The organism is Rhodanobacteraceae bacterium, from assembly GCA_024234055.1.
Classification (GTDB): Bacteria; Pseudomonadota; Gammaproteobacteria; order Xanthomonadales; family SZUA-5; genus JADKFD01.
This window is the reverse complement of record JACKOW010000001.1, coordinates 876,688-896,794: the sequence shown is the minus strand read 5'-3', so window position 1 is coordinate 896,794 and position 20,107 is coordinate 876,688. Positions and strand designations below refer to the sequence as shown.

The following is a 20,107-nucleotide window of genomic DNA, read 5'->3' as shown; positions in this document are numbered from 1 at the left end:
TGCCACTCAAAGGTCACAACGCCGATGCGCTGAAATCAAAGCCTAGCTCGGTGCCTGGCTGCTGCACGAAATTACCCTGGATCAAATCCACACCCATGGTCCACAAGGCAGCCGCGCTTTGCGCTGTCTCCACCTTGGGCGCGATGACATAGCGACCGCCGTCGTGCGCAGCGCGCACCAGCGTGCGCAGCTCGTCTGCATGGGCATTGATGTTCGTGCCGCGGGTGTACTTGTCAGCCAGTTTCAGATAATCGGTCGCTATCACGCCCAAGAGCTGCAGGGCCGTCAGGCCGCCATCGTATTCGTCGATGACGATGCGCACGCCCAACTCGCGCACCTCGTTGAAGAAGGCCAAGGCCTCGCTCATGCCGGCCAGTACATCGCTGAGCTTGAGCTCAAGCGCGATCGATTCCGGCGCGATGCGACGGGTGTCCAGCAATTGTCGCAACCAGGGCACACGCTCTTCGTCACGCGTGCTTTCCACCGACTGATTGACGAAAAGACGCACCGGCCGACCCTGACGCTTGCGCTCCTCGATGACCCGCAGGCACTTGGCTACGCACCAGCGATCCACCGCGGGCAGCAAGCCAGCGCCACGCGCTGCGGCAATGACCTCGGGCGCTCCAATGATCTCGCCGGCACTGCCGCGCAATCGCAGCAATACCTCGTACTGTTCCTCGCCCGTGGAGTGCAGGGAAACGATGGGCTGGAACAGCAACTGGAAGCCATCTGTTTCCAGCGCGCGGGAAATGGCCTCGACCAGGCCACCGCCGGCGCTCAGGGGCTCCGGTTGGTAGACCAGCACGGCACCGTCATCCTTGCCTTGGCGAGCACGGGCGCACGCCCGTTCAGCCGCGTTCAGCATCTCGGCGGCATCGGCAATCCGCGCCGAAAAGGGCGCGATGCCGATTCGGGCAGTCACGCTGACTTGATACTTTTCTGCCTCAAGCTCGTCGCTGGCTATCTTCCGGGAGATTTCGTGCGCCAGCGACTCGAGTTCCGCGCCATCGCGTACCGGGCTCAGCAGCAGGAAGCTGGAGTCCCCATAGCGGGCCGCAAACTCGTCCGGACGCGTGAAACTGGCGATGTTGGCGCCCAGTTCACGCAGGATCGGCTCATAGGCCGCCAGGCCGTGCTGCTCGCGGATGCCCTGAGCACCCTCGATCTCGATGAAGAGCACGCCGCCCTGCTGACCGCGATCTTCGGCACCCAGAAGGTCATTGAGGCGATCAATGACAAATGTGCGATGAAACAAGCCGGTCGTTGAATCCTTGGGATCGAGCACGCGCTTGCGCGCCAGCTGACGGGCGCGCCGAGCGCGGTTGTTGACCGCCGAGATGAGAAACTTGGGCCGGATCGGCTTGGCCAGAAAATCATCACCCCCGGCCGACAATGCCTCGAAGTGCTTTTCCGAATCCTGCTCGCCAGACAGGAACACGATCGGCGTGTTGATGAACTGATCGCGCTCACGAATGATCGACGTCAGCTCCATGCCGGAGATGTTCGGCATGTACAGGTCCATCAGGATCAGATCTGGTCGGAACTGTTCGAGCTTCTCCAGCGTATCCAGGGCATCGGTGACCGCCAGCGTTTCCATGCCGGCCTTGCGCAGAACTGACTCCGCGAACATCGCCTGCGAACGATCGTCCTCGACAATCATCACCCGGAAAGGATCGCCGTTCTCGGTCTCGACCAGTTCACGCACACGCAAGGAAGCCTCATGCGCCGGAATGGGCATGGGCAGGAAGGCGTCGACGCCAGCCCGCATCGCCTTGAGGCGCGCGCTCAGGTCGTTGTGTTCGGCGAAAGCCACCAACGGCAGCTTCCCGGGAACGCGCTGTCGCACGCGCTTGACGAACTCGCCCAGATGCTCGATCTCGCCAAAGAAGGCGGCATCGATCAGGATCAGGTCGGGCGCCAGCGATCCCAGCATCTCCTTCAGCTCTTCCGGGCTTTCCAGGCGCTCGACGGCATAGCCCAACTGACCGAGTCCGTGGCTCAGCTCGCGCCCGAAAGGGGCGATGTCCGCGAGATAGAAGATACGACCGGTGCGTGCCCGCGGTGCCGGTTTGTCTGTACTGTCTTCCGCTACCGGTGGCGCCGGTTCGGGCTCGACCCGCGCCTGCTCCAGACGTGTACGCTCGGCGGCATCGGCCACATCCAGGGCGAATACCGAGCCGGCGTTGACCAGCCGCGGCGCTTCCTCGGCGATCGGCGGCAGACCCAGCGGTTCGGGATCGCCCAGTGACCACGGCTGCGCCATGGCCGCCGATGGCGCTGCCGGCGGCGTGCCATGCGTGTCGCTGCTCAGCAGGGCCACATCGCGATGGCTGAAACGCCGCCAGTATTCCTCCGGCGGCGTGAGCCCGGCCGGCACGTGGACCTGCCCCGGCCGCTCCGGCATGGGCACGACAAAATCGCGGGCGGTTCTGATCTTTGGAGCCTCCGGCTCCGCGGTGGCCACCAGAGCCCCAAGCCGGGCCTCGATGGCGGCCTTGAGATCGTCGCCGGGCATGCGCAGTTCGCGGATCAAGGGCTCCAGCAACTGTTCGATCTGGAACAGCGCTTCGCTGGCGTCCACCAGGCCGTAGCGGCCAGCCGCACCCGCAAGACCCTGTACATCCTGATAGAGCAAGGTGACGGTATTGACGTCCCATACGCCCCGACAGACGCGATGCCCGCGCTTGCGCACCGCCTCCAGGCGACGCGGCAGATGCTTCAGAAATGCCTGACGAAGCTCGGCATTTTGCTGTGACTCATCCTTGGGTAGCACGGCAGGCTCTGAGCACGAGATGACCCCACTATACCAGCGGGCTCTGCCGGCAAAAGCCCGTTGCGGGCGATCGGTCGAAATGTTTGCGAGTTGCGCATGAACGGCCGGGACGGAAAGCTTGTGCGTTGCGCGAATCGGCGTCTATAAGCCCAATGGCCGCCCGGGAACTGCGACCATGCGGGACTGCTGCAAGGCGCTCTCGCTGGTGCCGGCGGATCCCCTTCGGTCGCATCGCCCGATTGCACTGATCCTGAGGCTTGCCCAGAACCCGGTCCCATGAGCTCCAGACGCACGCTGCTGTACGAAGACGATCTGCGCCGCAATCGCCGCCGGAGCTGGCTGGTCGCCCTGCTGTGGGTGAGCAGTCTGGCTGCCCTGTATCTGCTGATGCGCTACATCATGATGCCGGACTTCGGGCAGGTCGCCACCGAACTCGCGCACACGCGCCGGGCACTGTCCGAGTCCAGGGCCGAGATCGAACAACTGCAACAGCAGCTGGCCCAGCACCAACGCGGTGAGCAGGTGGCTGAGAGTGCCAATCAGGAACTGCAACAAGCTCTGGCCAGCCGCCAGGAAGAGATCGCCTCGCTACGCAATGACCTCAGCTTCTTCCAGCGTCTGATGGAAGGCGGCGCCCAGCAAGCCGGGCTGGCCGTACACAGCCTGAGTTTGCGGGCCACGGACGACCCGCGCTCATTTCAGTTCGCGCTGACATTGAGTCAGAATCTGAAGCGCAACCGTCAGGCCTCCGGTCGCGTGGAACTCTTTGTCAGCGGCGCCGATGGCGACCAAAGCAAGCGCCTGGGCCTGGATGCACTGGGAGGGACCGGACCGGGGCTGGAGTTTTCCTTCAAGTACTTCCAGCAGCTGACCGGAATGATCATGCTGCCGGAGGGCTTCAAGCCCGGCTCGGTCAGCCTCAAGGTCGTGCCCGAAAGTGGCGGTCCGGTAGAACGAGAATTCATGTGGAAGGACGTGATCCAACAAGGGAGTTGACGATGTTCGGCGACAAGAAGACCAGCAAATCCATACCCGCAGGCGCCATTGAGTGCCTGGTGGGCGAACGCATGAACATCGTCGGCGACATCAGATTCGCCGGCAGCTTCATCGTCGAAGGCCGGATCAAGGGTACGGTGATCGCCGAAGAATCCGGCGACGCGGTGCTGAAACTGTACGAGCGCGGTCAGATCGAGGGTCAGGTTCAGGTTCCTCAGGCCGAAATTCACGGCGAGATGCTGGGTGATGTGGTATCCGAGAAGCTGATCCTGGGACCCACTGCCCGCGTACGCGGCAATCTTTACTACCGGGTGCTTGAAATGGCGGCCGGTGCCCAGGTCAACGGCCAGATGGTCCACCAGGAAGAGCCACGCAAGCAGCTCTCCGGGCCGGCGGCCGAAGTGTCTTGAAAAAGGCGTCCGGCAACCGCATCTCCTGAGCTTTGAGGGTAATCATCATGACTGAAGCCGTTGCCGAGGAAAGCATGGTCTTCACCAGCGCCGCCGCTCACAAGGTACGCGAGCTGATGCTGGAGGAAGGCAATCCGGCCCTGAAGCTCAGGGTCTACATCCAGGGCGGCGGCTGCTCTGGATTCCAGTATGGTTTCAGCTTCGACGAACAGGCGGCCGAAGACGATCTCGCCATTGAGACCGATGGTGTGACCCTGGTGGTCGATCCGATCAGCCTGCAATACCTGGCTGGTGCTGAAGTCGACTACTCGGAAAGCCTTCAAGGCGCGCAATTCGTCATTCGCAACCCCAATGCGAAGACCACCTGCGGCTGCGGTTCCTCGTTTGCTGTTTGAGGCAGCGGCGCCACCACCAGGCCCGCTGCACACCGACGTCGCCATGTTCAGCGGCCGGAGTTTTTCTGATGGGCTCGGAGCAGCGTAGCGCACGCAATTTCTTTGCCGGTCTGCCGCTGGATCGCTCCACCGGCTGGCGCCGCCGTGCCGGCCGCGGCGAGATCGACGTCGACCCTGGCCATGCCCTGTGCTTCTTCATCAGCGAACGAGGCGAGATCCTCCTGACGCGCGGCCAAGGCCTGGTCACCGCTGCCAGCGCGGCAGAGCTGACCATGGATGCCGAGCGACGGCTGGCGCTGGGCACCGTCGACGGACGAGTCATCCTGGCGCTGGTGGTAGACGACAGCGGGCGCGACCAGTGCATCAGCGAGCAGCGTCACTGGGTGGATCTGCGCCTGGCAGCGCAGTCGCTGCCGCTGTCCGAGGCCGGCTATGCCGCCTACGCGCGGGCGCTGGTGCACTGGCATCAGCGGCACCGCTACTGTGGGCGCTGCGGAGCGCCGACGCGGATCGAGGATGGTGGACATCGGCGTCGATGCACGCAGGATTCCTGCGGGACGGAACAGTTTCCGCGCCTCGATCCCGCCATCATCGTGCTGGTGGAGCACCAGGGCCGGGTGCTGCTCGGACGCCAGCCGAGCTGGCCACCGCGCCGCTATTCGGTATTGGCCGGTTTCGTCGAGCCCGGAGAAAGTCTGGAAGACGCCTTGCGCCGCGAAGTGCTGGAGGAATCCGGTGTGCAGGTGGTGGAATGCGACTACCACTCGTCTCAACCCTGGCCCTTTCCGGCAAGTCTGATGCTGGGATTCACCGCCCGCGCCGAGACCGATGCGCTGAGCTACGGCGATGAACTGGAGCACGCGGCCTGGTTTTCAGCCGATGAATTGCGCGACGCGGTGCAGGCAGGTGAGATTCGCCTGCCGCCACCATTGTCCTTGTCGGCACGTCTGCTGGAAGACTGGTACCACGAGCGCTGCGGGCGCGACAGCGCAGAGATCCTGCCGCCCGGCGATCGCTGGGGCTGAGGCACGGGGCAGGCACGGGGCAGGCACGGGGCACGGGGCACGGGGCACGGGGCACGGGGCACGGGGCACGGGGCGCGGGGCGCGGGGTGCGGGGTGCGGGGTGCGGGGTGCGGGTTTTCAGAATCACCCTATCACGGCGTCGTTGCGAGCCACCTGTGTCGGCCTGAAACTGCCCATGGGCCATGAGCCACAAACCCGCCTGTATGAGCGACCTCGCGTCGCGACCGGCAATCCGCACATCCCCAGCGGTGGTCGCGCCGCAAGGGCGCTCCTACGGGTGGACGAAGCTGGCGCTGTGCTCATGCGGACTTCAAATCAACAAGTTACGATATGGGTTCATGGCCCGTGAGCAGTGTCGGGCCGAAACAGGTGGCTTTCCATGAACCCATATCGCAAGTTGTTGATGCGTCATTGCGAGGAGCGTAGCGACGAAGCAATCCAGTGCTTTGCGGCACGTCTCTGGATTGCTTCGCTAAGCTCGCAATGACGCCGGGGGTTCATGGCCCGTGCGCAGTGTCGGGCCGACCCAGGTGGCTCGCAATGACAGAGGATTCAGAGCGCCCCGAAGAAATGAACGCTCTTCTTCGCGTACTCTCTGCTTTTCCTATGCGTACTCCGCGGGCGGCTTCTGAGCACGACGTGCCTCTGGCCAGGATCGTCGCGTCGCTGGTCGCGCCAAAGCCGATTCCCTGATCAAATAGCAGCTTGAACGCGACCCGTGGATTCTGGAGATTTGGCTCATGACTCTGGCCTTGCTGGCCCTGCTGATGGTTCTGGCTGCGGGCGCACTGGCTCCCGAGATGAATCAGTTGCGGCACTTCCTGTGGCTGCGCGGCTACCTCGACTGGCTGGGCGCGCGCCTGGCCACCTTGGAGCTGTGGAACAGCGAGTTTGGTCTGGCGCTGATCCTGCTGCCCTTGCTGGCTGCCACGGCCTTGCTATCGGCGGTGCTCGGTAGCCATCTGCATGGATTGCTGCATTTCGGCTTCGCTCTGGTGATGCTGTTCTGGTGCTGGGGTCCGCGTGACCTCGACGCCGATGCGCGCCGCGCCGCCACGGCCGAGAATGCCGAGCAGCGCCAGCAGGCGTTGATTGCGCTGGGGGGCAACACCGGAGATGCGCCGGTGCGCAGCGGCCAGCTGGTGGATGCGGTGTTCAGCTCCGGCCTCAGCCGCTGGTTTGCCCCGGCCTTCTGGTTCATCGCTTTCGGCCCGACCGGGGTGCTTGGCTATCGGTTGACCCAGCTGTTGGCACAATCGTCCGATCTGCAATCCAGACTGCCAGCGCCGCAAGTTCAGGCTGCGGCTCATCTGCACGCTGCGCTGGCCTGGTTGCCGGCGCAGCTGATGACCCTGGCGCTGGCGCTGGCCTCGGATTTTGATGCCGTGGGCAAAGCCTGGCGCGAACATCATGACGCCCACGGTCAGGGCTTCCTGCACGCTGACCTGGGTTTTCTGGCGACCACGGCCCGCGCCTGTGTCGATCTGGACGACGAGGAATTCGTCTCGGCCGACGGCGCCCCGATCCGCGATGAAGCGGTCGAGGAAGCCCGGCGCCTGCTCTGGCGAGTGCTGACCGTGTGGATGGTGCTGCTGTCCATCGTGGTCCTGGCCGGTTGGGCCAGCTGAACTGAATCGATCAGCCCGAGCACCCGTCTCCGGAGCGTCGCGAGGCCGGTGTTATTCTCGCCGGTCTCTCGTCACCATGGGTGCTCAGCATGTCGATCTCGGACCAGCTCAAGCAAAGTGCGCTCGAGTACCACCGCCAGCATCCTCCGGGCAAGATCAAGGTCACCCCGACCAAGGCCCTGACCACCCAGCGCGATCTGTCCCTGGCCTACTCGCCGGGCGTGGCGGCAGCCTGTGAGGTGATCGTCGACGACCCGCGAGAGGCCTCCACCGTCACCGCCCGCGGCAATCTGGTGGCCGTGATCACCAACGGCACGGCTGTACTGGGTCTGGGTGCCATCGGTCCGCTGGCTGCCAAGCCGGTCATGGAAGGCAAGGGCGTGCTGTTCCAGAAGTTCGCCGGCATCGACGTCTTCGATATCGAGATCGATGAGCGCGATCCGGACAAGCTGGTCGACATCATCGCCAGCCTGGAACCGACCTTCGGCGGCATCAACCTCGAAGACATCAAGGCGCCGGAGTGCTTCATCGTCGAGCGCAAGCTGCGCGATCGCATGAAGATTCCGGTGTTTCACGATGATCAGCACGGCACCGCGATCATCGTCGGCGCGGCGGTCGTCAATGCCCTGCATGTGGTCGGCAAGGAGATTTCCGAGGTCAAGCTGGCGGTCTCGGGCGCAGGCGCGGCCGGCATTGCCTGCCTGGACATGCTGGTTCAGCTGGGCATGAAACCCGAGAACATCCTGGTTACCGATCGCAGCGGCGTGGTCTACAAGGGCCGCGCCGAGGACATGGATGCCGACAAGGCTCGCTATGCCCGCGACACCGAGTTGCGCACGCTGGCCGAGATCGTCAATGGCGCCGATGTGTTCCTCGGGCTGTCGGCCGGCGGTGTGCTCAAGCAGGACATGGTCAAGACCATGGCCGCCAATCCGATCATTCTGGCGTTGGCCAATCCCAATCCCGAAATCCTGCCCGAAGATGCGCTGGCGGTACGCCCGGACGCGATCATGGCCACCGGCCGATCGGACTATCCCAACCAGGTCAACAACGCCCTGTGCTTCCCCTACATCTTCCGCGGTGCGCTGGATGTGGGTGCCACGACCATCACCGAGCCAATGAAGCTGGCCTGCGTGCACGCCATCGCCAAACTGGCGCGCGAAGGCGCTTCGGATGTGGCCGCAGCGGCTTACGGTGGCGAAATGCGCAGTTTCGGTCGTGATTGCCTGATCCCGCAGCCTTTCGACCCGCGTCTGCTGGTGCGCCTGGCGCCCGCCGTGGCCCAGGCGGCCATGGATTCGGGCGTTGCCGTGCGTCCCATCGAGGACATGACGCTGTACCGGCAGCAGCTGAACCAGTTCATCTTCCGCACCGGGCTGATGATGAAGCCGGTGTTCGATGCCGCCCGGCGCGAGCCCAAGCGAGTGGCCTTCGCCGAGGGCGAAGAGGAAGTCATGCTGCGCGCCGTGCAGGCGATCGTCGACGAGGGCTTTGCCCGACCGACGCTGATCGGGCGCCCGGCGGTGATCGAACAGCGCATCGAAAGGCTGGGCCTGTGGATCAAGCCCGGCGAGCATTTCGACGTCACCAACATCGATTCCGATCCGCGCTTCCCGGAATACTGGCAGCACTACCATCGTTTGATGGAGCGTCGCGGCGTATCCCCGGCCGCGGCCAAGGCCGTGGTGCGCTCGCGCAGCACCGTGATCGGCGCGCTGATGGTTGAGCGCGGCGAGGTCGACGCCATGATTGGCGGCGTGGTCGGACGCTTCCAGCGCAAGCTCGAGTACTGCCAGGACATCATTGGCCTGGAAGGCGACATCGAAGCCCCGGCGGCGATGAGCGCCATTGCCTGCGATCGCGGCACCTTCTTCTTCCTCGACACCTACGTCAATCTCGATCCCAGCGCCCACGAACTGGCCACGGCGACGATCATGGCCGTCGAGCGTCTGAAGGTCTTCGGCATCACCGCCAAGGTGGCATTGCTGTCGCACTCGAATTTCGGCAGTGAGGACAGCCCCAGCAGCCGCAAGATGCGCCAGGTGCTGGATTTGCTGCGCGAACGCGCTCCCGATCTGGAGGTCGAGGGCGAGATGCATGCCGACGCCGCCCTGGATTCGACCATCCGCGAGCGGATCTTTCCGAACTCGCGCCTGACCGGTCAGGCCAACATGTTCGTGTTCCCGACCCTGGATGCCGCCAACATCACCTTCAACATGGTGCGCGTGCTGACTGGCGGCGTGTCCCTGGGCCCGATCGTCATGGGATTGAAGAAACCCTGCTACGTGCTGACCAATTCGGCGACGGTGCGGCGCGTGGTCAACATGACCGCGCTGGCGGTGGTCGAGGCCCAGGTGCGAGCCAGGCAGCTCACGGAAGGCTGACACCCGGCGCTGCACCATTCAGCCATTGATCCACTTCATGACGGGACCAGACAGCCTTGGATTCACTCACCCAGATCGTGCTCGGCGGCACGCTGGCCGCAGCGCTGGTGCCGCCGGGCCAGCGTCGCCGGGCGCTGGTCTATGGCGCAGCGCTGGGCACCCTGCCGGATCTGGACGTGCTGGTCGGCTATGGCAATGCCGTGGCCGACTTCACCTATCACCGCAGCTACAGCCACTCGCTGATCGTGTTGAGCGTGCTGGCGCCATTGCTTTGGTGGCTGGCCCGACGCCTTGATCCTCACCTGTCCCAGACACCGGGCCGCTGGCTGCTGGCCTTCTGGTTGGCGCTGATCACCCATCCCTTGCTGGACGCCATGACCATCTACGGCACGCAGCTGTGGTGGCCGCTGGACAACACGCCAGTCGGGGTCGGCAGCATCTTCATCATCGATCCGCTGTACACCCTGCCGCTGCTGATCGCGATGATCTGGGTGGCGCGACGACCCCTGAGCGTGGGCGCCGGACGCTCGCTGCCCGTTGCGCTGGCGCTGTCCAGTGCCTACCTCGGCTGGAGCGCCCTCGCCCAGGCCCACATCGCAGCGCACGCGCGCGCCGATCTCGGCAGAAAACTCGGTCCGGAGGCCCAGCTGGTGGCACTGCCTAGCGCCTTCAATACCGTGCTCTGGCGCATCCTGGTGCGCGAACCCGGCGGCTATCGCGAGGCCTATTACTCCTTGCTGGCCGATCACCGGCCCGGGCCCTGGCGGCGCTTTCCCAGCGCCGACCACCTGACCCCCTCCCTGACCGGCCAGTGGGCCTTCGAGCGCCTGCGCTGGTTCACCCACGGCTATTACGCCGTACGCGAACTCGATGACGAGATTCGAGTCACCGATCTGCGCATGGGTTCCGAGCCCGCGTACGTCTTCAGTTTTGCCATCGCCCGCCGCGAAGGGCAAAGCTGGGCGCCGATCATCAGCGAGGCCGCGCCGCCGCTGCGACCGGTGGGTCGCGCACTCGGCTGGCTGGTCAATCGCATGGTCACGCCAGGGCAAGCCATGGAACCGCCGGATGTGGTGCTCGGCGAAGGCGCAGAGGCGGAAGTGCCCGCCCGCTAAACCCGAGAAGCAGCGGAGCAAGTTCCGCTCTACCCAAGCCGCGGTGTACGAGGCTGTTGTCGTGCCGAGCTTGCTTGGCAGGGCGCCCATGAAGTGTTCGCCGCAACTGAACAGCTTCGAGCGTTTAACCCCACTCTCCGCCCTGGGGCGTTTCAGTCAGTGAACCCCAGCCGCAGGAGACGGCCATGACCCCGCGTAAGCTCGTATCACTGTTTGCCCTCGCAGCCGCTGTGTTGCCGACCTTTGTTCTGGCGCAGCGAGTCGACGTCACGCTCGAGGATCGCACCCTCAATCGCAGCATCCCGCTGATCCGTCACGACGGTCAGATGTACGCCGCCGGCGAGCCCGGACACCGCTATGCCATTCGCCTGACCAATCGCACCGGCGAACGCGTCCTGGCTGTGGTCTCGGTCGACGGCGTCAATGTCGTCACCGGCCAGACCGCCAATCCGCAGCAATCCGGCTATGTGCTCGGGCCCTGGCAGAGCACGACGATCAACGGCTGGCGCAAGAACATGAGCGAAATCGCCGCTTTCAACTTCGCGCCGCTGCCGGAAAGCTATGCCGCCCGCACCGGACGACCCGACAATGTCGGCGTGATCGGCGTCGCGGTCTACAACGAGCGCCGCTTCACCCCGCAATACCAGGAGCCCTACGAGATTTCGAAGAGCGCCCCGTCCGCCCCCTCTGCCAGCGATCAGGCTGCAAGCGGTCGCGCACAGGAAGGCTATCGTCAAGAAGGCGAAAAGCGTCTTGGAACCGGCCACGGCGAGCGCGAATGGTCCTACGCCCAGAGCACCGAGTTCGTCCGCGCCAGCTCCCAGCCCAGTGAAATCAGCGCGATCTGGTACGACAGCCGTCGCAATCTGATCGCCGCCGGGATCATGCCGCGAGTCCCGCGCTACTACGCCGGCCGCGGCGACGCCCGCCCCTTCCCGGGCTTCGTACCCGATCCCTGGTAAGCCCATCGTTCCATGGTTGACACAAAGGCGCCGCAGCAATGCGGCGCCTTTCTGGTTTGCAGATGGCACGGGGCACGGGGCACGGGGCACGGGGCACGGGGCACGGGGCACGGGGCACGGGGCACGGGGCACGGGGCACGGGGCACGGGCACGGGGCACGGGAAAAGGCTACGCGCTTCTGGCTCTTGTAGGTCCAGACTTGTCTCGACGCTTTTTCAGCATGTCGCCAAGAGCGTCCAGACAAGTCTGGGCCTACAAGAGCCGGCGTCATTGCGAGGAGCGCAGCGACGAAGCAATCCAGGGTAGCGCCGCACATCCCTGGATTGCTTCGCTACGCTCGCAATGACGCCGGGGGTTCATGGCCCGTGGGCAGTTTCAGGCCGACACAGGTGGCTCGCAATGAGGCCCAGGTGTGAGCTCTTCCCGTGCCCCATGCCCCGGATTCCGCGCCCCTCTCCTCCGCTATCCCCCATACAGCGCACGCTTCGGTGCGCCGGTGTAGGCGGCGGCAATTCTGGCGGCACGCGAGGGCGGCAGTTCCTCGGCCAGCAGCGCATACAGGCGCTTGCCTTCGGCGATACGTGCAGCATCATCCTGGGCCGGTGCGCCGGCGATGATGAGCACGATCTCGCCACGCTGCTGGTCGGCGTCGGCCAGCACCCGGGCCTGCAGGTCGGCGAGGCTGCCGTCGAGCACGGTCTCGAAACGCTTGGTCAGCTCGCGGCCAATGACGGCCCGGCGGTCGGCGCCGAAGGCCTGTACCGCTGCCGCCAGGGTGTCGGCGATGCGATGCGGCGCTTCGTAGTAGATCAGGGTGCGGCTATCGGCGGCGACCGCCTGCAGCCGGGTCAGGCGCTCGCCGGCCTTGGCCGGCAGAAAGCCCTCGAAGCTGAAGCGGTCGGTGGGCAGGCCTGACACCGACAGCGCGGCGATCAGCGCGCAGGCCCCGGGAATGGGCGATACCGCGAATCCGGCGGCGCGCACGGCGGCTACCAGTCGATAGCCGGGGTCGCTGATCAGCGGCGTACCGGCATCGGAGATCAGCGCCAGTCGCTGGCCTTCGCGCAAACGCTGGACCAGTGCCTGGGCACGCTCGCCCTCGTTGTGCTCGTGCACGGCCAGCATCGGTTTGGCGATGCCGGCATGGCGCAGCAGCACGCCGCTCTGGCGAGTGTCCTCCACCAGGATGGCATCGACCGCGTCCAGAACTTCCCGGGCGCGAGGCGAGAAATCGCCGAGATTTCCGATCGGCGTGGCCACGACATAGAGCGTCGACGGCGCAGTAACACTGGTCATCTTTCCCCCAAGCTATGATGCGAGGTTCATACCGCACGATAGCGCTTTGCTCATGATGCCGATGTTGCCCCGATCATTCCTGCTGATGGCTCTGACCATCACCCTGGTCGCTTGCCAGCCCACGGCCGTCCGGCGGGCTGATCTGCCGAGCGAAATGGACGCGCAGACCCTGTATCTGCAGGGCGAATTCCGCTCCGCGGCGCAGGCCTGGCTGGAACTGGCCAAGGCCAATCGCGGTGACCGCGCCCGCTATCAGGTGCGGGCAGCCGAAGCCTATCGCGAAGAGGGCGATGATCAGGCCATGAGGGCATTGCTCGACGGCATTGATCGCCGCAAGCTGCCGCCCGACGATCTGATGCGCATGGATCTGTTGCAGGCCGAGCTGGCGCTGGCGCAGGGCGATGCCGCCGGTGCACTGGCACTGTTGGCAGTGCCAGACGGGCGTTTGCCTGAAGATCGGGCGCCGCGCCTGTACGAGCTGCGGGCACGTGCGCATGCCCAGCAAGAGCAGGTGCTCGAGGCCATTGCCGATCGGGTCTCGCTGGATCGTTTGCTGGCCGATGGCCCCGACAAGGCCGCCAATGCGGCCGAGATTCGCGCCCTGGTCGGCACCCTGCCGGAAGACGAGTTGCGCCTGCGCCTGCGACAGGCCGACCGCAATGATCCGCTCTACACCTGGCTGTTGGCCGGCGCCAGGGCCCAGGCTGAGGCACGCGGCAATGGTGGCAGTTACGCCAGCGACATCGCCGCCACCCGGCCGCTGGAAGCACAAGCGCCCGCCATCGTGCTCAATAATATCGAACGCGCCACCTACGGCCGTGTGGCCGTGCTGCTGCCGAATGGGGGCTCGCTGGCAGCGGCTGCACGCGCCGTGCGCGAGGGCATCTTCGCCGCTTATTTCGCCGACCCCAATCCACGGCCGGCGCTGCGGGTCTACGACAGCGGCAACACCGTGGAGGAAACCATGGCCGCCTACCAGCAGGCCCTCGATGACGGCGCCGAGCGGGTGCTCGGACCGATTTCGCGCGAAGCGGTGACTGCCCTGTTCCAGAGCGATGTCACCCGGGTGCCGACGCTGGCCCTGAACTATGCCGATGCGCCGGCACTGCCGCCGCCGGGCAGCCTGCAGTTCGCCCTGCTGCCGGAAGAAGAGGCCGCGTCCGCGGCCGATCGCATGATTCAGCGCGGTTTGCGTCGCGCCCTGGTGCTGGTGCCCAGAGACGAAGTTGGCCAGCGTGCTGCAGCCGCCTTCGGCGAGCGCCTGCGCGCCCAAGGCGGCGTGGTTGCCGGTCAGACTGAGTACGACCCTTCGGCCGCCGATCAGTCGAACGAAATCCGCAAGCTCACTGGCATCGAGCAGAGCCAGGCCCGCCTGCAGTTCCTGCGCGGCATGCTGGGAGCCGACCTGAAGATGGATCCCACGCCGCGGGCCGATGTCGACGCCATCTTCCTGTTCGCCCGCAACGCCCAGGCCCGGGTGTTGTTGCCGCAGCTGAAGAGCCTGGAAGCCACCCGCTTCCCGATCCTGGCCACCAGCGCCATCTATGGCGGCAGCAACAGCAGCGATGATGTCGACCTCGACGGCGTGGAATTCAGCGAGGTGCCATGGTTGCTGGGTGCCACCAATGAACGCTCGATTCCGAGCCGCTCGGACCTGGTGGCGCTGAAGACGGCATCCGGTCCGGCTGCCCGCCTGTTTGCCTTCGGCATGGACGCCTACCGCCTGCTGCCGCATCTGGAATGGCTGGAACGCAATCCGGGGCGGCCGGTGATCGGTGCCACCGGCGCGCTCAGCGCCGATCCCAACGGCCGCATCCGCCGTGAACCGGGCTGGGCGCGCTACACCGGCGCCAGTCCGAGGCCGGTGGACTGAAGTGCTCCAGGCCCTGGCTGACCGCTGGCGCGCCCGCCTCGTGACCTTGCTGGGAAACGTGCGAGGGCACGAGGGCGGTGAGGCGCGAGGGCGCGAGGGCACGGGAGCACGAGGGCGCGAGGGCGCGAGGGCACGAGGGCGCGAAAAAGCGGGCACCGGCGTGGTTGGGGCGGCCGCGGAGTCGGAGGCTCTGACGCATCTGCAGGCCGCTGGTCTGAAGCTGTTGGCACGCAATTTCCTGGCTCGCGGTGGCGAGCTGGATCTGGTCATGACCGAAGGCGATTGCGTGGTCTTCGTGGAAGTGCGCTTCCGCGCCGCGGGCAGTCACGGCGATGGCATCGACAGCGTTTCGACCAGCAAACAGAGGCGGCTGATCGCCGCTGCTCGCCAGTTCCTGGCGGATCATCCGCGATATGCACGCAGGCCCAGTCGCTTCGATGTCGTGGCGCTCGGCGCCGGTGACCTGCGCTGGGTGCGCAATGCCTTCGTGCTGGATGGATCGGGCTGGTGAAGCCTCTCCCGCAGACTTTGCGCGATGCGCTGCCGACAACAGCGCTGCTCAGCGATGCCGCCAGCTGCGCGGTCTACGGCTACGACAATTCCAAACGCCAGGGCCCGGTGCTGGCGGTGGCCTTGCCGGACAGCGAGGCCCAGGTGCAGGCCCTGGTGCGAGCCTGTGCCGCCGAGCGCTTGCCGATCGTCGCTCGCGGCCGCGGCACCGCGACCACCGGCGCCGCGGTGCCCCTGAGGCCCAGCGTGGTGCTCTGTTTCGAGCGCATGCAGCGCATCGTCCATATCGCCCCGGGTGACCGCTACGCCCAGGTCGAGCCCGGCCTGATCAATGGCGATCTGCAGCGGGCCCTGGCCGAACATGGTTTCTTCTGGCCGCCGGACCCCACCAGCGCGCCCTACTCGACCGTCGGCGGCAATCTGGCCTGCAATGCCGGCGGACCGCGCACCGTGAAGTACGGCGCCTGCAGGGACAATATCCTCGGTCTGCGCTTTGTTTCCGGCAGTGGTGAGCTGATCGTCTGCGGCAGTTTCACCAGCAAGGGCGCCGTGGCCTATGACCTGACACGCTTGCTGGTGGGTTCCGAGGGCACGCTCGGCCTGATCACCCAGGCCACGCTCAAGCTGACGCCGCTGCCGCAGGCGCGCGCCGGACTGCGTGCGCTCTACGATTCCATCGACAGTGCCGCTGCGGCGGTGTCGCGGCTGATGGCACAGGCCGCCACACCCTCGGCACTGGAGTTCATGGATGCCAGGGCAATCAAACTGGTGCGCCAGCGGGCCGGCCTGGCCTTGCCTGAATCGGCACAAGCCTTGCTGCTGATCGAAGCCGATGGTTCCCGAGCGGCGCTCGCCTACACCGTGGCAGCGATTGCCGCCGCCGCGCAGGGCCCGGGTTGTGTGGAGCTACGACAAGCCGGCGACGAGACCGAACAGCAGGAGCTGTGGGCGGCGCGCAAGGCGCTCTCGCCGATCTTGCGCTCGCTGGCGCCGCGCAAGATCAACGAGGACGTGGTGGTGCCGGTGACGCGGCTGCCGGCGCTGACCCGTGGGCTGCAGCAACTCAGCGAGAAGTACGACACCCTGATCGTGTGCTTCGGCCACGCCGGCAACGGCAATCTGCACGTCAACCTGCTCTACGATCCCGCCGCTGGTGATGCCGAGAGCCGCGCCCGCGACTGCCTCAGCGCGGTCTTCGATCTGGTGATTTCCCTCGATGGCACGCTCTCGGGCGAACACGGCATCGGCATCGACAAGCGCGACTTTCTGCCACGGGCGATGCCGGCCGAAACCCTGAACCTGATGCGCGCGATCAAGGCCCAGTTCGACCCGCACGGGATTCTCAATCCCGGCAAGGTGTTGCCGCCCTAGGGCTGGTTGCTGGTTGTTCTTGCGCGCTGTTGCTCCGGTAGAGCGGAGCTTGCTCCGCTGCTTCTGCCAGGCTTTGGCTCTTCCGGCAGCGCAGAAAAGGCCCCAATTCCTGCCGAGCAAGCTCGGCACTACAACAGCCTCATACACCGACGCTTTGGTAGAGCGGAGCTTGCTCCGCTGCTCTGGCTGGGCTTTGGCTTTGCCTGGGTGGTGAGAGCGTCCAGACGAGTCTGGACGTGCAAGAGCCGTAGACCCTGCCGAGCAAGCTCGAGCAAGCTCGGCACTACAAAGGCCTGTTACACCGTTGCTGTGGTAACAGGAAGCTTGCTCCATCCCGGAACGAGTCCGCTCAAGGCAGGATCTCCAGGCGATTGCCAGCGCCGTTCAGATTGCGGCCCAGCGTGATCCACAGCTCATTCGAGCCGGGTCGCAAGGAGGGTAGATAGTCCACATCCAGGGCCAGCACGGCGCCGTTGAATCGCACCACGCTGGGGAAGCCGGCCGCAGTCCAGTTGCTCACGATGATCAGCGGCCGGATCAAACTGCCACCGGCCAGCGCGAAGTTGGCGTCGAGGCTGTTGCCGCTGGCGCTGAAGGCCCAGGCGCCGCGGACGTGATTCCAGCCGGCGGGACTGTAGTTGACCGTGTCGGGTCGGGCGACGCCAGCGGGGCCGTTGGTGTTGACGCTGCCGATGGTGGCGGTGACTACGGTGTTCTGTACCGTTTCCAGTTCGGCTACCTGGGTGCCGACCGGGTCCAGGCTGTGACGATCGAGCACCACCCAGGTGGCGTAGCTCTTGCGCGGCCAACCGCTGGCGGTGGCATTGGCCAGCGGGCCGCCGTAAAAGGCGCTGCCGTGCACGAAGTAGCTCTGCTGACCGAGCCAGCCGAAGTTGGCGCCCCAGGCCAACCGGGTGTTGTTGGTGCTGCTGGCGCCGAACAGCGAATAGTTGATCGACTGGTAAGGCCAGTTGAAATCGCAGGGCATGCGGTAGTTGTTGCCGAACACGGTGCATGCCAGTCCGGCGGCGCTGGTGCTGTTCCAGCGATCGGTGCCGAAATATCCGCCAGCATCCTGCTGGGTGATGGTCTGGGTCTGCACGGTGCCCATGGTGGCATCGATGGCTGTGGTCCAGAGTTTCACATAGGGCACGGTGTTGGGCTGATTCCAGGTCCATTGGCTGTCGAAGGTGACCGGATTGCCGGTGGACGCAAACTTGTAACGATCGCCCCAGCCGACCCCGGCGATGACACTGTGCGCCGCCATGTTGGCACTGCCGTCGAACAGCATCTCGCCATAAGGCGCCCGGGTGTCGTCTTCCAGGGCATCCACCGGCACGGCATTGGGCAGCGCACCGGTCAGATCCCAGGTCATCGCCCACAGCGGATGATCGCGGCCATTCGCGATGACCCACTCGATGGTGACCGGGACCTGATACTGGGTATTGGGCGGATTCGCGGTGGTCCGCGAATAGCGCGGATAGCGCTGGGTAAAGCGCAGGATGGCGTGATGACGGCCTTCGAAGACGCGCTCGAACTGTCCGCTGAAGCCATGCCCCAGCGGCGAATCGTCATTGCCACCGATCCCGGTGGTGCCCTCGGCGCGGTGGCTGACCACATAGCCGAAACCGCCGGCAAACTGGTTGGTGGCGCGAACGATGCGGGTGCCGCCGGGCGTCTGATATCGATACTCCCAGAGCTCGCCACCACGCTGCCCCTGGGGCCCAACCTGGCCGTCGTTGTGGGCCAGCACCGCCACCCGCGGCTGATCGTTATGATCGCGCCAGGTGTAGCGATCGCCGAGCAGGCCGCCGACCATCTGATCACGCTCGATCTGCAGCGCGCTGGCCGGCGGCGGCGGGATGCCGCCCCCTTCAAAGCCATTGGCGAACAGCAGATTGCCGCCGCCACCCGACGGGGGTTCCAGACTGATGCTGTCCACATACAACACCGGCTGGGTTCCGGCGATATCCGATTGCAGATCGATGCGGTCAAAGCTGCCGCTGTAGCTGAGCGGTGGCTGGGTGATCTGCACCAGCACTTCGCGCCACTCGTTGGCGGCAATGGCGCCACCGCTGATGTAGCTGTCGAGTTCAGCATCGGCCACCGGCGTGCTGTTGCCGCCGGCATCGGTGGTCTGCAGATAGATGCGAAGCTGCTGTCCGCCGCTGGCGCCGCCGTGCACGTACAGTCGGATGGTCGGATAGGCGACCGTGGAATAATCCACATTGATGTTGGCCATGCCGATGGCATTGAAGTCATTGCCGGTGAAGGCGATGGAAGCGGCGCCCGACTGCACCGGCGCCGGGTTGGCGAAATTCGGCGCCGGCGCGCCGAAGGAGTAGTCGGCAAAGCCGCTTTGCAGGGAGTCGCTGAAGACCGGAACAGACTGGGCAGGCAGGAGCCCGGCGAGCGGCAGACACAACAGCGCGAGCACAAGGCGAACGGCCATCGCACACTCCTCAGCCGCAGGCATGGGCACCGGCATCGGCGCTCACCGCGGAGCGCCGACAGGATAGCCCCATTTTCCGTGCGATAGCAGCCGACTGGCGAATGGCTCGCCCTGCGCCAGTCGGTGATCAGCTCAGTCGGGCAAGCTGTCTTCCACGGCACCAACCCGGACGATGCCCCGACGCGCCAGTTCCAGCTGATCGGATTGCCAGTCCAGATAGGCCTCGGTCTGCCAGTACTGCCTGGCGTAATAGGCGGTCATCGGAATCTGGCGGCCGCCCGCTGCGCCGACCATGCCCAGCATGCCCGAGGCCGAGCGCGCATAGATGTCGACGGAACCGCCGCCAGCGGTAGGCAGGATCACGCTGCCGTTGCCGCCGTATCCCAACCGGCTGCCGGTGCTGGAGCGTTCCTTGCGCAGATGCTTGTTCAGACGGGGCAGAGCCCGCTCATCGCCCATGCTGGCATAGAGTTCCTGGCCGATCGCCAGAGCCCGCTCACGCTCGTTGGCGTCGAGCTCGGACCAGAATCGCTCGCGCTTGGCCACAAAGGCGACAAACTGGCGTTCTGCTGCGAGATCCATCCAGGCATAGGCCCGGGCACGATCCTGTTTCACGCCTTCACCCTGCCAATAGAGCTCGGCCAGCATCGCCTGCGACAACTTGTCTCCCCAGCGCGCCGCTTGCTGAAACTCGGTCACTGCCTGCTTGGCGCGACCATCTTCCAGGTGCGCCTGACCTTGCAGACGATGCTTCAGATCCGGGTGCGCGCGGCGGAAGTGGGGCGATTGCCATAGATCGGATTCCACCTTGCGCGGCTGGAACACCTCGGTGGCGGAGACACTGGTGGCGCAGAGCGCCAAGCCAGTCGCCAGGGAAATCAAGAGCAGTCTGGAATTCATCTCGGAGTCCTCGTCTG

At 65.5% G+C, this 20,107-nt stretch carries 15 protein-coding genes; 11 read left to right on the top strand and 4 right to left on the bottom strand.

What is annotated here, in order from left to right; all coding sequences use genetic code 11:
• Positions 1–13: 13 nt before the first annotated feature.
• The gene (locus H7A19_03600) at positions 14–2,773 is read right to left on the bottom strand and encodes an EAL domain-containing protein (GenBank protein ID MCP5473906.1); all 2,760 of its coding nucleotides are present in this window, start codon (positions 2,771–2,773) and stop codon (positions 14–16) included.
• Positions 2,774–3,049: 276 nt separating this feature from the next.
• On the opposite strand from H7A19_03600, the gene H7A19_03595 reads away from it, so the two are divergent.
• The 8 genes from H7A19_03595 to H7A19_03560 all read left to right on the top strand — a co-directional run bounded on the left by H7A19_03595 (position 3,050) and on the right by H7A19_03560 (position 11,688).
• Positions 3,050–3,769: a hypothetical protein gene (locus H7A19_03595; GenBank protein MCP5473905.1), complete on the top strand. Its 720-nt coding sequence runs from the start codon at positions 3,050–3,052 to the stop codon at positions 3,767–3,769.
• A 2-nt stretch (positions 3,770–3,771) separates the two neighbouring features.
• The gene (locus H7A19_03590; protein ID MCP5473904.1) at positions 3,772–4,179 is read left to right on the top strand and encodes a polymer-forming cytoskeletal protein; all 408 of its coding nucleotides are present in this window, start codon (positions 3,772–3,774) and stop codon (positions 4,177–4,179) included.
• Between the two features lie 47 nt (positions 4,180–4,226).
• Positions 4,227–4,574, top strand: a complete 348-nt coding sequence (gene erpA / locus H7A19_03585) for an iron-sulfur cluster insertion protein ErpA (GenBank protein ID MCP5473903.1) — start codon at positions 4,227–4,229, stop codon at positions 4,572–4,574.
• 68 nt (positions 4,575–4,642) lie between these two features.
• Complete coding sequence (gene nudC / locus H7A19_03580; protein MCP5473902.1) at positions 4,643–5,599, top strand: NAD(+) diphosphatase; 957 nt, start codon at positions 4,643–4,645, stop codon at positions 5,597–5,599.
• Positions 5,600–6,339: 740 nt separating this feature from the next.
• Positions 6,340–7,227, top strand: a complete 888-nt coding sequence (locus H7A19_03575) for a hypothetical protein (GenBank protein MCP5473901.1) — start codon at positions 6,340–6,342, stop codon at positions 7,225–7,227.
• A 95-nt stretch (positions 7,228–7,322) separates the two neighbouring features.
• Complete coding sequence (locus H7A19_03570) at positions 7,323–9,611, top strand: NADP-dependent malic enzyme (protein MCP5473900.1); 2,289 nt, start codon at positions 7,323–7,325, stop codon at positions 9,609–9,611.
• A 56-nt stretch (positions 9,612–9,667) separates the two neighbouring features.
• Complete coding sequence (locus H7A19_03565; GenBank protein MCP5473899.1) at positions 9,668–10,726, top strand: metal-dependent hydrolase; 1,059 nt, start codon at positions 9,668–9,670, stop codon at positions 10,724–10,726.
• 185 nt (positions 10,727–10,911) lie between these two features.
• The gene (locus H7A19_03560) at positions 10,912–11,688 is read left to right on the top strand and encodes a hypothetical protein (protein MCP5473898.1); all 777 of its coding nucleotides are present in this window, start codon (positions 10,912–10,914) and stop codon (positions 11,686–11,688) included.
• Positions 11,689–12,150: 462 nt separating this feature from the next.
• Here H7A19_03560 and rsmI read toward each other — a convergent pair whose 3' ends face one another.
• Positions 12,151–12,984, bottom strand: a complete 834-nt coding sequence (gene rsmI, locus H7A19_03555; protein MCP5473897.1) for a 16S rRNA (cytidine(1402)-2'-O)-methyltransferase — start codon at positions 12,982–12,984, stop codon at positions 12,151–12,153.
• A 61-nt stretch (positions 12,985–13,045) separates the two neighbouring features.
• Here rsmI and H7A19_03550 point away from each other — a divergent pair, with 61 nt between their 5' ends.
• The 3 genes from H7A19_03550 (at position 13,046) to H7A19_03540 (ending at position 16,738) form a co-directional block, all read left to right on the top strand.
• Positions 13,046–14,857, top strand: coding sequence for a penicillin-binding protein activator (locus tag H7A19_03550; protein ID MCP5473896.1), 1,812 nt, complete (start codon positions 13,046–13,048; stop codon positions 14,855–14,857).
• A 160-nt stretch (positions 14,858–15,017) separates the two neighbouring features.
• On the top strand, positions 15,018–15,368 hold the full coding sequence (locus tag H7A19_03545) for a YraN family protein (protein ID MCP5473895.1): 351 nt from the start codon (positions 15,018–15,020) through the stop codon (positions 15,366–15,368).
• Positions 15,362–16,738 carry an FAD-binding protein gene (locus H7A19_03540; GenBank protein ID MCP5473894.1) on the top strand — a complete coding sequence of 459 codons (1,377 nt, stop codon included), beginning with the start codon at positions 15,362–15,364 and terminating at the stop codon, positions 16,736–16,738. The genes H7A19_03545 and H7A19_03540 overlap by 7 nt, the downstream gene beginning before the upstream one ends.
• Before the next feature lie 349 nt (positions 16,739–17,087).
• Here H7A19_03540 and H7A19_03535 read toward each other — a convergent pair whose 3' ends face one another.
• A complete protein-coding gene (locus H7A19_03535; protein ID MCP5473893.1) occupies positions 17,088–19,190 on the bottom strand; it encodes a hypothetical protein in 2,103 nt (700 codons plus the stop codon).
• A gap of 132 nt (positions 19,191–19,322) precedes the next feature.
• The gene (locus H7A19_03530) at positions 19,323–20,090 is read right to left on the bottom strand and encodes a sel1 repeat family protein (protein ID MCP5473892.1); all 768 of its coding nucleotides are present in this window, start codon (positions 20,088–20,090) and stop codon (positions 19,323–19,325) included.
• Positions 20,091–20,107: the final 17 nt, after the last annotated feature.